The 14,503-nt window shown below is 67.8% G+C and carries 7 protein-coding genes; 1 reads left to right on the forward strand and 6 read right to left on the reverse strand.

The window, feature by feature from the left end; translation table 11 throughout:
* Positions 1–208: 208 nt before the first annotated feature.
* From LA521A_RS00685 to LA521A_RS00695, 3 genes are all read right to left on the reverse strand, one after another.
* Positions 209–712, reverse strand: coding sequence for a GNAT family N-acetyltransferase (locus LA521A_RS00685; protein ID WP_281780484.1), 504 nt, complete (start codon positions 710–712; stop codon positions 209–211).
* Positions 713–784: 72 nt separating this feature from the next.
* Positions 785–4,729, reverse strand: coding sequence for a translocation/assembly module TamB domain-containing protein (locus LA521A_RS00690; protein ID WP_281780485.1), 3,945 nt, complete (start codon positions 4,727–4,729; stop codon positions 785–787).
* A gap of 7 nt (positions 4,730–4,736) precedes the next feature.
* Entirely contained in the window at positions 4,737–6,617 is a 1,881-nt protein-coding gene (locus LA521A_RS00695) for an autotransporter assembly complex protein TamA (protein ID WP_281780486.1), read from the reverse strand.
* Between the two features lie 203 nt (positions 6,618–6,820).
* On the opposite strand from LA521A_RS00695, the gene LA521A_RS00700 reads away from it, so the two are divergent.
* Positions 6,821–9,568, forward strand: coding sequence for a TonB-dependent receptor plug domain-containing protein (locus LA521A_RS00700; protein WP_281780487.1), 2,748 nt, complete (start codon positions 6,821–6,823; stop codon positions 9,566–9,568).
* A 42-nt stretch (positions 9,569–9,610) separates the two neighbouring features.
* Here LA521A_RS00700 and LA521A_RS00705 read toward each other — a convergent pair whose 3' ends face one another.
* The 3 genes from LA521A_RS00705 to glyQ form a co-directional block, all read right to left on the reverse strand.
* Positions 9,611–11,170 (reverse strand): tetratricopeptide repeat-containing sulfotransferase family protein, encoded by a 1,560-nt coding sequence (locus tag LA521A_RS00705; RefSeq protein WP_425494616.1) that lies wholly within the window; start codon positions 11,168–11,170, stop codon positions 9,611–9,613.
* Positions 11,167–13,269 carry a glycine--tRNA ligase subunit beta gene (gene glyS / locus LA521A_RS00710; protein ID WP_281780489.1) on the reverse strand — a complete coding sequence of 701 codons (2,103 nt, stop codon included), beginning with the start codon at positions 13,267–13,269 and terminating at the stop codon, positions 11,167–11,169. Before glyS ends, LA521A_RS00705 begins: the two co-directional genes overlap by 4 nt.
* A 201-nt stretch (positions 13,270–13,470) precedes the next feature.
* Positions 13,471–14,394, reverse strand: coding sequence for a glycine--tRNA ligase subunit alpha (glyQ, locus tag LA521A_RS00715; RefSeq protein WP_281780490.1), 924 nt, complete (start codon positions 14,392–14,394; stop codon positions 13,471–13,473).
* Between the last annotated feature and the right edge of the window lie 109 nt (positions 14,395–14,503).

The following is a 14,503-nucleotide window of genomic DNA, read 5'->3' on the forward strand; positions in this document are numbered from 1 at the left end:
GTGGGAGAGGGGCTTGAAGCCTTTGCTCTTCAGAACGGCTCCGACAGGCGCACTGAGCAACAGCGCAGCGCTGCAGCGCAATGCTTGTTCGCCGATCTGACTTCGTTACCCCTCACCCCAACCCCTCTCCCGGTGGGAGAGGGGCTTGAAGCACCGCGACATCTGAGAACACTAGCGCGGCACTGCGTGAAGCTCATCCGGCTTACGTTCAAGCCTCCAACGCAAACAGCTGCAGATCGTTCTCGCCCAGCCGCACCGTGTCGCGGAAGGTCAGGCCGATGCGTTCGAGGACCTTTACCGAGGCCGCGTTCCCGGGCGACACGATCGCCAGCAATCGCGGCATCGCGAGCGTGCGCATCGCGTGGTCGCGCACCGCGGCGCAGGCTTCCACGGCGTACCCCTTCGACCAGTGGCGCGGCAGGAATGCGTAACCGATGTCGGCATCGGGCAGCGTGTCGCGGCGCACCAGGCCGGCCATGCCGAGCGACTCGCCGGTGTCCTTCGATTCCACCAGCCACAGGCCATAGCCGTTGCGCGCGTAGCTCGCGCGCGGGGTGGCTTCGATGTAGTCCAGCGCCGAGGGCAGGTCGCTCACGCCGCGGTCGCCGATGTTGGCGAGGAACGACGGATCGGTCAGCAGTTCCAGGATGAACGGCGCATCCGCCGCTTCGATCTCGCGCAGTACGAGGCGTTGCGTTTCAAGCACCTGCATCAGCGTGTCCCTTGCGACGGTTCGTGTCGAAACGGCGACGATCCCGCATCCGCCGGCGCAAGTCGAGTGCCTCTACTTTTCCTTGCGCCAGTTGAGCGACGCGCGGCTTTCCACCGTGCTCGATTCCACCTGCACGTCGAAGCCCTTGCGCAGCAGGTACTTGAGCATCAGCACCTGGCCCGTGCCGAGCAGCGACACGCCGTAGCCGACGTACAGGCGCGGCGAGATGTGCTTGCCGAAACCGAGCACGCTGCCGCCGAGGGTGCGGCTGTCGCTGACGCCGGCATCGTCCAGGCCGAGGCGCGCGCCCAGCTGCGAGGCGATGAGGCTGCCGCCGGCCGACAGCGCGGCGCTGGCGGCGTTCACCTGTCGGCTCTCGTCGCTGCTGGCGCTGGCGAGCGGGCGGCCGAGCGTCAGGTACGCGAGCGCCTCGGACTGCGAGCTCGGCGGATCAGTCCACGCCGTCGCGGTCGGCGCGCTCGCGCGGCCGCGGATGTCGACGCCGGCGGTGACGTCGCCGATCACGCGCTCGGCGCGGATGTTGAGGATCGGGTCCGACACCGGGCCGCCGGACCACGACAGCTCGCCGCGCGTGATGTCCAGCTTCTGTCCGTACGCCTTGTAGCGGCCGCGCACCTGCAGCTGGCCGGCGGCGGTCATCTCGCGACCGGGGTGCGAGCGCACGCGCATGCGGCCACCGAGGCCGCCTTCCAGGCCGAAGCCGTTGAGCTGCACGTCATCGCCCAGCACCAGCGTCAGGTCGAGGTCGAGCGGCGATGCGGCGCTGGCTTCCGGATTCACCGGATCGAGCACCACCACGTCGGGCGAGGCCGATACGCCCTGGTCCAGGCGCTCCAGGTCGATGCGCGCGGACGGCACGGTCACGGTGCCGGTCACGGTGATCGGCTGGCCGGCGGCGTAGCGCACCTGCACGTCGGGACTGGCGACGGCATGCAGGTCGCGCGTGTCGGACACGAGCACGTTCTGGCCCGTCGCGGTGAGCAGCAGCGGCGCGCTCGTGTTCTGCCAGTTGAGCGAGCCGTCCACGCGCAGGATGCCTTCGCCCGAACGGATCTGCCCCGCGATGCGCGCGGTGCCGTCGGGCAGCGCGTCCAGGCGCACGTCGCCGTCTTCCATCACGATCGCGAGCGACGGGATTTCGGTGCTGAACCGTGTCAGCCGCGCCTGCCCGCCGAGCTGCGGCCGCGCGCGTGTGCCGCCGAGCGTGATGCGCGCATCCAGGTTGCCCTTGGGTTCCATGATGTCGGGCGAGAACAGCTCCATCCACACCAGCTCGGAGGTGTTCACCGAGATCTGCCCGGCCAGCGGCGCGTAATCGTCCCAGCCGGTCGCGATGCGCGCATCGATGCGGCCGCCGCTGTTGAACGCGGTGGCCAGTTCGGCGTTGATGCGGCGCGGGTCGAACGTCGCCTTCAGCACGAGGTTCTCGTAGCTGAGCACTTCGCGACGCGAGCGCTCGCTGTTCTTCATGCCGCCGCCGCTCGACCGCACGTTGAGGCTGCCGCTCCACGCATTGCCGACGGGGCGCAGCTGGCCATCGAGCGCGATCTCGCCGCGCAGCAGCCACGGACGGTCGTCCTCGCGTTCGGGCAGGTACGGCACGACGAGGCTCAGCGGCAGCGCATCGCCCTTCACGGCGAGCCCGCGACGCGGCCAGTCGGCATTCGCGCACAGCGAACCGCCGCCGTTGCTCACGAAGCAGCTGTTGCTGAGCGAACCGTTGCGACCGTCCCAGCTGAAATGCGCCGCTTCGCGCAGGCGCCACGATGCGCCGCGCGTGGGCGTCAGTTCGAACGCCGACAGCGCGCCCTGCCACGCGTTGCCGCGCCTGGCGACATTGCCGGCGAGCGTCAGCGCGCCGATGTCCCCCCGCGCTTCGCCCTGCACCTGCAGGTTTTCCACCGAGCCGCGTGCGTTCAGTGCGACGGACGACATCGGCAGGCCCACCTCCAGCCCGGTCGCACGCACCGCGATGTCGCCGCTGCCGCGCTGCCACGGCAGGCGACCCTTCGCGGTGAGCGATTGCGCCTGCATGTCGCCGTACTTCAGGCCGCTGCCGGTGAGGTCCACCGTGATGTCCGGCGCGTTGCGCGGACCGCGCACCTGCGCCGTGCCGCGCAGCGTGCCCGCGCCGCCGGGCAGCAGGTCCGACAGCACCAGCGGCGTCAGCCTCGCGTCGATGTCCAGCGCGTTGCCGACGCTGCCCTTCGCATCGATGCGGCTGCCGCCGAGCGTGAGTGCGACGTCGCCCTGGTACGTCGTCTCGCCACCGGCCGTGCCCGCGCCGCGCATCGCGAAATTCGCGTTGCCGCCGAGCGGGCGATTGCGCAGCCGGCCGCCGAGGTCGCTCGCGTTCGCGGTGATGTCGAGCCCGCCGTCGGCGCGCGTGCTGCCCCGCGTGACGAGCTTGCCGTTGATCGAACCCTTGAAGTCCGGCGCGAAGTACCCTGGATCGAAACCGGCCAGCGTCGCGTCGATGTTCCAGCCTAGCGACGGTGCCCACGCGATCTCGCCGTGGCCGTCGAGCGTGCCGGTCGGCATGCGCGCCTGCAGCGTCTTGAGCGTCATGCGCTCGTCGTTGCCGCGGCCGTCGAAAGTCACCTTCGCTTCGGTGTCGTCGCGCCGCAGCGTCGCGTTGCCGATCGCCGCCCACGCCTTCATCGTGCCGGCGAAGCCCAGGTCCGCGTCGACGTGGATCGCGACCGCTTCGGTCTGTGCCGCCGGTGCCGGCGCGGTGACCTGCTGCAGCTTGCGCGCGCTGACGCTGGCCGGCGGATTTGTGGCGGCAGGTGCGGCAGCCGGCGGCACCGTGGTTTCGCCGCCGAAGGCCAGCCCGCGCGCGTTCGCGGCGAAGCGGAACTTCGCATTCTCCGCATCGGTGAAATCGGCGGTGCCGCGCAAGGTCGCGGTGCCATCGAAGATGCGCAGCGCGAGCGGCTGCACGTCGAGCACCTGGTTCTCCACGCGCACCTTCGACGGCAGCACCGTGGCGACGAGATCGCCCTGGCGGAACTCGCCGCGAAGATCGGCCGCGCCTCCCATGCCGTCGGCGCTGAAACTGAAGACCAGCGGGCGATCCTCGTCGCTGGCTTCGGCGCCGGTGACCAGTCCGATGTCGAGGCCTTCGGCGTCCGCGTCGAGCCGCCATTTGGGCTCGTCGCGACCGTGCAGCGTGAGGCTCGCGCGCAGCGGCTGCGGGACGTGGCCAGCGATCGCGACGTTCATGCGCGACAGATCGCCACGCGCGACCAGCCCGACGCGCGCCGGCGTGCGGCCGTCCGCCGCAGGCAACACGGCGCTGGCGGTGAGGTCGGTGCGGTAGTCCTCGCGCGGCACGTAATCGCCGTGCACGTTGAAGCGGCCGCGATCGCTGTCGACGAACAGATGCTCGACGTGCAGCTCGCCCTGCCGCGCGTCCAGTCCGCCACGCAGCGTGCGGATGTCGATCAGCTCCTCGCCGGCCTGCGTCAGCACGAAACCGTCGACGCGCACGTCGTCGGCCTGCAGTTCCAGCGGCGGCGCGATCTCCGGCAACACGTCCGGCCAGCGCGGCAGTTCGAACGGCTCGTCCGACTTCGGGATCTCGAGTTTCGCGTTGGCGACCTGCAAGGCATCCAGCCGCAGGCGCTTGCGGAACAGCGGGCGCAACGCGGGATCCAGGTGCACGCGGTCGGCGGTGAAGACCAGGCGGTCGTAGGTGAAGCGCACGCCGTTCAGCGTCAGCGGGCCGGACAGCGGGCCTTCGACGGTGCGCCACGAGAGCGTCGCGTTTTCCGGCAGGCGCGAGACGATCTGCGACAGCAGCAGGTCGCGCCCGCCGATGCTGGTGAGCAGCCAGTACAGGAATACGCCCGCGATCAGCGCGATCGCGACCGAGAGGATGCCGGCGCGGATCGCCAGCCAACGCATGCGCGCGTGGCGGCGCGCGCGCAGCTCGGCGATGCGGGCCTCGCGCGGATCCTTCGGGGTTTCGTTGGCGGGCGTGGGCTCGCTCATGGATGCCTCACCAGGTCGCACCGATGTTCAGGTAGATCTCGTAGTCCGAGTCCGGATCGTTCAGGCCGCGCGCGATGTCCACGCGCACCGGGCCCACCGGCGAGCGCCAGCGTACGCCCACGCCGACGCCGGTGTGCAGGTCGAAGTTCTGGTCGCGGTCGTTCGGATCGGACACTTCGCCGCCGAACTTGTTGAACGCGTCGCCCGCATCGACGAACACCGCCGCGCCCCACGGGCCATCGTTGAAGTAGTGCTCGAATTCCGCCGAACCGGTGATGACGTACTTGCCGCCGATCGCGTACTTCTTGCCGTCCATGCCGATGGTGTTCGGGCCGACTTCGCGGAAGCCGTAACCGCGGATGCTGTTGTCGCCGCCGGCGAAGAACCGCAACGACGGCGGCATGTTGACCAGTGCGTTGGTGAACGTGCCGCCGGCTTCGGCGCGCAGGATCAGGCGATTGGCCGCGCCGAGCCCTTGGTACCAGCGCGCCTGGCCCCACGCCTGCGCGAAGTTCGCGTCCGAGCCCACGTTCTCCAGCCCGCCGCGCACCTCGAGCGTCACGCCGATGCCGTGCCGCGGGAAGATGCGGTCGTCGGTGTCGATGTACTCGGCGCGCAGTGACGGATACAGGAACGTCGCGTAGTTGTAGGCGGTGGTGACGAGTTCGTCGTCCTCGTTCGCGTTGTTGTCTTCGTCCGTGCCGGGATCCGGCCCGTCGGCGCCGCCTTCGAACGCGGCGTACGCCCAGCGTTCGCGCAACGCGTGCAACGCGGCGATCAGCGTGAGGCGACGGCTGACCTGGCCGCTGCGGCTGGCGACGAGCTCGACCTTGCGCGTGTCCATGTAGTCGGTCTGTTCGTCGTAATACTGCGCGCTGAAGGTGTACCAGCCGTCCAGCCACGCGAAGGCGGGAATGCGGTACTGCGCGGTCGCGGTCTTGCGCTTGGACGCCCAGTCGATCTGTCCCAGCGCCTTGTGCCCGCGATCGTTGACGTAGCGCCGCTCCATGCCCAGGCGGATACCGGGGCCGCTGTCGGTGCCGTAGCTCAGGCCCGCGGTGTAGATCGTGCGCTTGGCGGGCGTCAGCGTGACGCTCACCGGCACCTGGTTGTCGACGGCGTCCTCGGGGCGCGGTTCGATCTCGATGCTGGAAAAATAATCCAGTCGCGCGAGCGATTCGCGGAAGCGGTCGAGCTTGCCCTGGTGGTAGTAGCTGCCCTGTTCCCAGTAGATGAGCTTGTCGAGCAGGCTGTCGCGGATGATTGCGTTGGGCGTCTGCTCGATCTCGATCGGGCCCATGTCGTAGCGGCCGCCGCTGCTCCACACCAGGTCGATGTCGGCGGCGCGCTCGGCGCGCGTGATCTCCACGCGGCGCGAGCTGAAGTCCGCATCGAAGTAACCGCGCTCGGCGAGCCGTCGCGTGATGCGCGTCTTGCTCGCCTCGTAGAGCTGGTGATCGAACACGTCGCCGGTCTGCGGGCGGAACGCGGCGAGGTCCTGGTTGAGGTAACGATCGTCGCTGCCGTCGCCGATGATCGCGATGTCCGCGCGACGCACGCGCACGGGTTCGTCCAGCGTCACGTTGACGGTGACCGTCACGCCGGTGTCGCCGTTGCCTTCGCGCGTGATCTCGATTTTCGGCGAGTAGAAGCCGAACGGTTCGAGCGCTTCGCGCGTTTCGTCCTCGGCCTCGCGTACCAGATAGGCGAGCCGGCGGCCCGGAAGGTCCTCGCCGATCGCGTCGACCACCGACAGCGCGCCGCGCACGTTCGCCGTCTTCGTCTCGTCCAGGCCGTGGATGTTGACGGCCTTCACCGTCGCCGCCTGCACGCCAGCTGCGAAGAGGGTCAGTGCGGCGGCGAATGCGAAGCGGTGCGTCCAGTGCATCGCGGAAGGATACCGGGCCCATGCGGATCGCACGAGCCTCGCGCGCCACGCCGCGGCGAAAACACGCATTCCGTGCGGTCGCGACCCTTCACCGGTTTTCGACCGCGTGCCTTCTAGTGTCGTTAAGAACTCGTTGAACCAGCGCGGCTGCCGTGGACAAGGACGGTTTGCCGGCGGGCTTCCATCCCCACCGGAGATCCACCGTGAATCGCAAGCTGCTTACCACCGCCGTGTGCGGTGTCCTCGCCGTTCCATTCGCCGCGCTCGCCCAGGACGCGCAGAGCGCCACCGACATCGACAAGGTGGTCGTCACCGGTTCGCTGATTCCGCAGGTGCAGATCGAGACGGCGACACCGATCCAGTCGATCACCGCCGAAGACATGCAGCGTCAGGGTTTTCGCGACGTCTACGACGTGCTGCGCTCCCAGCCGCTCGCGACCGGCGCCGTGCAGGACGCCCAGTTCAGCGGCGGCTTCACGCCGGGCGCGGAGCCGATCAGCCTGCTCGGACTCGACCCGGGCTTCACGCTGGTGCTGATCGACGGGCGCCCGATGGCCGACTATCCGCTGCTCTACAACGGACAGAGCAACTTCGTCGACCTGTCGAGCATTCCCACCGCGATGGTCGAGCGCATCGACATCGCGCCGGGCAACCAGTCGGCGGTGTACGGCTCCAGCGCGATCGCCGGCGTGGTCAACATCATCCTGAAAAAGCGCATGGACGGCAGCCAGCTGAACCTGCGTATCGGCGCGTACGACCAGGGCGGCGGCGCGAACACGCGCTTCCAGTTCACCACGGGCCGTGAGTTCGGCGACCTCAGCCTCGTCTTCGGCCTGCAATACAGCGAACAGGATCCGATCTACGGTTTCGACCGCGACCAGATCGATTCGACCAACGACAATCCCGATCCAGACCTGCGCTACGGCTCGCGCACCTTCCTGCGCAGCCTCGCCGACGGCACCTACGTGAGCCCCGACCCATCCACCTGCGCGCCGCTGTCGCGCCTGTTCGGCGGCAGCACGATCTACGACGAACGCCCGGGGCGCGGGTTCTACTGCGGCAGCCGCGAGGAAGTGGGCTACACGACGATCATGAACAAGGAGCAGTCGATCGCCGGCTACCTCAACGCGGTCTACACGCTCAACGACAACGCCGAGCTGTACGGCACGTTGCTGGTGAACCGCGACAAGTCCGAGTCGAACTCCGGGTCGCGCTTCTGGCAGCCGTCCACCGACACCGGCGGCTTCATCGTCAACGCCGACAGCGGCGAATTCGAGAGCTTCCAGCATATCTTCGCGCCGGAGGAAACCGGCGACCTCGACTACAACAACGAACGCCTGACCAGCGACTCGTACAACTTCGCCGCCGGCATCCGCGGCAACTTCGGCGCGTCCGCGTGGGGCTACGACGCGTACTACGCGCGTTCGCAGTTCAAGATCAAGAGCCGGCAGAACTGGCTGCTCGCGCAGAACGTGGAGGACTTCTTCCGCGAATCCTTCCTCGGCCCGCAGCTGGGCGAGTACTACGGCTATCCGATCTATTCGCCGGACGTCGCGGCGTTCTACCGTCCGGTGACGCCCGACGAATACCGCAGCTTCAACAGCGAGATCCGCACCGACTCGGAAACCTGGACGCACAACCTCAACCTGCAGCTCACCAACACCGAGCTGTTCGAGCTGCCGGCCGGTCCCGTCGGCTTCGCCGCCGTGTTGCAGGCGGGCGAACAGAAGTGGGAAAACCCGACCGATCCGCGCGTGGTGAATGGCGAGTTCTGGGGCCTCACCGGCACGCAGGGCGAGGGCAAGCGCACCAACCAGGCCGTCGCCGTCGAGTTCCGCGTGCCGATCTTCAGCATGCTGACGGCGAACCTCTCCGGCCGTTACGACCAGTACAAGAACGAAGGCCTCAACGAGGACAACGACACGACCTACAAGATCGGCCTGGAATTCCGCCCGATCGAATCGCTGCTGCTGCGCGCCAACTACGCGACCGCGTTCAAGGCGCCCGACATGGCGTACGTGTTCGCCGGCGACAGCGGCTTCTTCACCACCGTGCGCGATTACTACCGGTGCGCGGTCGAGGAGCCGGGCGTGCCCGTGTCCGATTGCAGCTTCGATGCGGAGCAGGTGTTCGGCACGCGACGCGGCGCGCCGGACCTGGAATCGATCACCGCCGAGTCGTGGGGCGGTGGCGTGGTGTGGTCGCCGACGCCGAACTTCAGCGTCAATGCCGACTACTACCACATCAAGATCGACAACAAGGTCAGCGACCTCAATCTGGACCAGCTGATGCAGGAGGAATCGGCCTGCCGGCTTGGCCAACTCGATCCGGGTTCGCCGACCTGCGTGAACGCGCTGGCGCGCATCGGCCGTTCCGCGCCGACGGCGCCGGTGCCGAACCAGGTCGAGACGGTGCTGACCAATCCGATCAACATCTCGAAGGAAGAGGTCTCCGGCATCCTCGCCGACCTCACGTACGGCTGGCAGGCCGGCAGCTGGGGCGATTTCAACCTGCGGCTGTCGTACAACGTGACGCTCGATCACGAGAGCCAGCAGTATCCCGAAGACCCGGTGCTCGACCTGCTCAGCGAGCCGTTCTATTCCTCCGAGTTCCGCAACATCGGCAGTGCGTCGCTGTCGTGGAATCGCGGCCCGTGGAATGCCAACCTCTACGGCGTGCGCTACAGCCGCACGCCCAACTACCGCGCGCAGATCAACGAGGCGGGCTATGCCGTGGAAGGCGCCGAGCGCGTGGACGCGATGTACCGCTTCAACGGCACGCTGGGTTATGAATTTACCGAGGACGTCGCGCTGACGTTCACCGTGAACAACCTGCTCGACGAGGATCCGCCGGAAGACAACACCTGGGACGTCTACCCGTACTACAACAACTTCAACTACAACATGTACGGCCGGTCCTACATGCTCGAAGTGAACTGGCGCTTCCAGTAACCCGGCCAAACCGCGAGGGCTTCCGCAAGGAAGCCTTCATTCCTACAGCGCGTCGTGCAACGGTTGCAGCTGCGACTCGTAACGCATCCACTCGGCGATGCCGCGCCCGTGGATGCCCTCGCGCACCTGCGCACTGCTGAGCGTGGCGACGGGCGCGGCGTTGCGCGACAGATCGGTCACGCCGGCTTCCATCGGCAACCCGCAGAACGCGAAGACGCGCTCGGCTACGGCATCGGGATGCGACACGAGTTCGCCGTAATCGACATCGAGGATGCGGCCGGGCAGCACGGCATGCCAGTGCGCCATCAGGCGGCGGTAATGGCGGTGGTGCATCGCCAGCGCCTGCAGGTCGTAGCTGTAGCCGTACGCATCGCCGAACAGCGCGCGCCAGTTCGAGAAACACACGTCCATCGCATCGCGATGCAGGTGCAGGATGCGGGCGCGAGGCAGCGCCCGTGCGATGAGGCCGGCGACGAGGAAGTTCGGCGGCAGCTTGTCGACGTAGAAGCGGCGATCGCCGGCGCGCCATCGCGTCTGCGCGAGATAGCGCCGGCCGATGTCCGCGAAGTCGAGCGACGGCAGGCGTTCGATCAGCGCGTCGTCGAGCAGCGTGCGGCCCGGCAGGTCCGCGGCCCAGCGCAATTGATGGGCGAAATCGCCGAGCTCGCCGGCCGACATCGCCTGCGAGTGGTTGCCCAGGATGCGATCGAGCACCGTCGTACCCGAGCGCGGCAGGCCGACGATGAAGATGGGCTGCGGGCCGTCGTCATCGGCCTCCTCCGCGGGCTGCGCGAAGAACGATGGCGTGCAGCGTGCGATCAGCGCGTCGATGTGGCGGGCGTCGCGCGCGGGATCGTGCTGCACGCGCGCATGCATGATCGCGTTGCCGCGCGCGAGTGCTTCGAACGCGGCAGCGTAATCGCCGAGGTCTTCGAGTTCCTTGTAGCGCGCGAACTCGAACGCGGCATGGTCCTCGGTGCCCGGAGCCACGCGCCGCAGCTGTTCGTCGATGTACGCGAGCTGGTTCGATGCCGCCGTGGCCTTGCGCAGGCGCGCGAGCGTCAGGCTGGCGCGGCCGTAGGTCGGTCCGAGCCGCAGGCAGCTTTCGAGCTCCTCTCGCGCTTCATCGAGCCGGCCATTGAACTGCAGCTGGATGCTGCGGAAGTAGCGGAAATCGGGATTGTCGAAGCGCAGCGTGCGTGCGCGGTCCATCAGCGCGAGTGCGTGTTCGTGCTGTCCCAGGCTCTGGTGCACGTGCGCCAGCGACGCGAGGATGACGCCGTCGCGGCAGCTGCCGATGGAGGGATGTTGCAGGACGTCGTGCGTCGCGGCGGATTCGCCCACGCGCATCAACGCCTGCGCGACGCGGCACACGGTGGCGGCGTCGTCGGGCAGCGCACGCGCGGCCTGCAGCAGTTGGGACGACGCATCGCGCAGGCGCCGTTCGCCCAGATGCACGCCGGCGAGCAGCACGCGCGCCGGCACATGCGCGGGCTCGTGCTGCAGGACGGCTTCCAGTGCCGCGCGTGCCTCGCGCAGATCGCGCCGGTTGAGGGCGGCCTGTGCGCGCTCCCACGGGCCGGCGGCGCCGTGCATCGTCAGATCGACAGGTGCTCGATCGCGGCGACGCTGCCCAGTCGATCGGACAAACGGTCGAGCAGGGCCAAGCGGTTATTGCGCACCGCCGCGTCGTCGACATTGACCATCACGCCGTCGAAGAAGGCATCTACCTGCGGACGCAAACGTGCTAGGCGGCCAAGAACTGCGACGTAGTCGCGTGACCGAAGCAGCGGATCGGTATCGGCGATAGCCGCGTCTACCACTTGGAAGAGTTCACGCTCGGCATCTTCGGTGAACTTTGACGTGTCGACGTTTGAAGGGATCTCACCTTCAACTTTCTTCAAGATGTTGCGGATTCGCTTGTTGGCTGCTGCTAGTGCCTGAGCTTCCGGCAAATTCGCGAACTGCGCGATAGCTTTGATTCGCCGATCGAAGTTAGCGAGCGATTCGTCCTCGCGAGAATGAGAACCCAGCCGGACTGACGCGAACTGCTGCGGCGGAACGCCGCGTTCAGTGTAATAGCCTTCGAGGCGATCGAATATGAACTCACACACTTCAAACATGCCAAAGGCTTGATTCTGGCTGCCGGTGGAGCGGATCGGCTGAAGCTCCAGAGCCTTCGAAACGAAGTGCGCGAGGGGAACGTCCAGTCCTCCCTCAATCTGCGTGCGCGCCAGGCCCAGCGCATTGCGGCGCAGTGCGAACGGATCCTTGTTGCCGGTCGGCTTCAGGCCCGCGGCGAAACCGCCGGCCAGCGTGTCCAGGCGTTCGGCGATGGCGAGCACCTGGCCGAGCTTCGACGGGGCGATGGCATCGCCGGCGAAACGCGGCATGTAGGCTTCGTCGATCGCATGCGCGACGTCGAGCGGTTCGTTCTCCACCGCGGCGTAGTAGCGGCCGGCGATGCCCTGCAGTTCCGGGAACTCGCCGACCAGGCGCGACTGCAGATCGGCCTTGGACAGTTCGGCGGCGCGGCGCGCGGTGGCGGGATCGACGCCGACCTGTGCGGCGACCGCCTCGGCCAGCGCGGCGACGCGCGCGACCTTGTCGGCGATGGTGCCGAGCTTGTCCTGGTACTTCACGGTGGCCAGGCCGTCGTTCATCGACGCCAGGCCCTGCTTCATGTCCTCGACGAAAAAGAACTTGGCATCCGAGAAGCGCGGGCGGATCACGCGCTCGTAGCCCTTGCGGACCTCGGACTCGTCCTTGGATTCGATGTTGGCGATGCCGATGAAGTGCTCGCCCAGCTTGCCGTCGCCATCGAGCACCGGGAAAAACTTCTGGTTCGCTTCCATCGTCGCGATGAGCGCTTCCTGCGGCACGGCGAGGAACTCGCGCTCGAAGCTGCACGCCACGGCCTTTGGCCATTCGGTGAGGCCGTTGACCTCCTCCAGGATGCCGTCGTCGATGCGCGCGACACCGCCGGCGGTGCGCGCGGCGTCGGTCACTTCCAGCACGATGCGCTCGCGGCGTTCGTCCGGATCGACCAGCACCTTCGCGCCGCGCAGCGATTCGACGTAGTCCTCCGGCGTGGAGAACCACACCGGCTTGTCGTGCATGAAGCGATGGCCGCGGCTCATGCGGTCGGCGCGCGCGCCGAACAGTTCGGCGTCCACCACGTCTTTGCCGAGCAGGATGACCAGCCAGTGCACCGGGCGCGCGAAGCCGTAATCGTGATCGCCCCAGCGCATCGGCTTGGGGATCGGCATCGCGGCGATGGCCTCGCGCAGGATCTCCGGCAGCAGCGCGGCGGTGCTCGCGCCCGGCTTCACCGAACGGTGCACGAAGCGCTCGCCCTTGTTGTCGCTGGTCTTTTCCAGCGTCGTCCAGTCGATGCCGGCCTTCGCCGCGAAACCCTGCAGCGCCTTGGTCGGCTGGCCGTCGGCATCGAGCGCGATGTTGAGGTACGGGCCCAGGACTTCGGACTTCTGCTCCGGCTGCTCCAGCGCGACGGCCGGCAGGCGCACGGCGAGGCGGCGCGGCGTGTACAGCGGCTTGGCGCCCTCGCGATCGAAGGCGACGCCGCGCTTGGCCAGGCCATCGAGGATGCCGTCGAAGAACGCCTGCGCCAGCGCGGGCAGCGCCTTGACGGGGAGCTCTTCGGTGCCGAGTTCGATCAGGAGGGGGGACATCGTGGTCATGCGGTTGCCTTGTTTTTTCTCTTCCCTTCTCCCTCCGGGAGAAGGTGCCCCGGAGGGCGGATGAGGGTCGGCGAAGTGATGGCGGTGGGACGGGGATCGAAGAACAACGCTAAGCGTTTCATTGCAGCGCCGGTACAGCCGGCGACACTTCGCCAACCCTCACCCCAACCCCTCGCCCGTCGGGAGAGGGGCTCAAGCGCGTCACGCCGCGGCCTTCGCCTTCTTCAACACCGGGAAACCCAGCTTCTCGCGCTGCGCGTAGTACGCCTCGGCCACGCCCTGCGCGATGCGGCGCACGCGCAGGATGTAGCGCTGGCGCTCGGTCACGCTGATCGCGCGGCGGGCATCGAGCAGGTTGAAGCTGTGGCTGGCCTTGCAGACCTGGTCGTACGCCGGCAGCGGCAGGCCGAGCTCGATCAGCTTCAGCGCTTCGGCCTCGCACGCGTCGAAACGGTGGAAGAGTTCGGCCACATCCGCATGCTCGAAGTTGTACGCGCTCTGCTCGACTTCGTTCTGGTGGTAGACGTCGCCGTAGGTGACCGGCGTGCCACCGGGGCCGAACGTCCAGATCAGGTCGTAGACGTTGTCCACGTTCTGCAGGTACATGCACAGGCGTTCGAGACCGTAGGTGATCTCGCCCAGCACCGGCTTGCACTCCATGCCGCCGGCCTGCTGGAAGTAGGTGAACTGCGTGACTTCCATACCGTTGAGCCAGACTTCCCAGCCCAGGCCCCAGGCGCCGAGCGTCGGCGATTCCCAGTTGTCCTCGACCAGGCGCAGGTCGTGCACCAGCGGGTCCACGCCGAGCGCCTTGAGCGAATCGAAGTACAGCTCGACGATGTTGTCGGGGCTGGGCTTCATCGCCACCTGGTACTGGTAGTAGCGCTGCAGGCGGTTGGGATTCTCGCCGTAGCGGCCGTCGGTGGGACGGCGGCAGGGCTGGACGTAGGCGGCGTTCCACGGCTCCGGGCCGAGCGCGCGCAGGAACGTGGCCGGATGGAACGTGCCGGCGCCGACCTCCAGGTCGAGCGGCTGGATCAGCGTGCAGCCCTGCTGCGCCCAGTAGGCGTTCAGCCGCTGGATCAGTTCCTGGAAAGTCGGTCCCTGGATGGTAGGTGCGGCCATGGTCTCGGTGGGGGTCCCGCAAAGCGGGTTAGTATAGCCGCGGGCCTTGATGCCGCTGGTTTTTTCGCACTTCCGCGGGGTCGGTGGCGCGGCCCGCAACGTCTTCCGC

It is taken from the genome of Lysobacter auxotrophicus, from assembly GCF_027924565.1.
GTDB classification, from domain to species: domain Bacteria; phylum Pseudomonadota; class Gammaproteobacteria; order Xanthomonadales; family Xanthomonadaceae; genus Lysobacter_J; species Lysobacter_J auxotrophicus.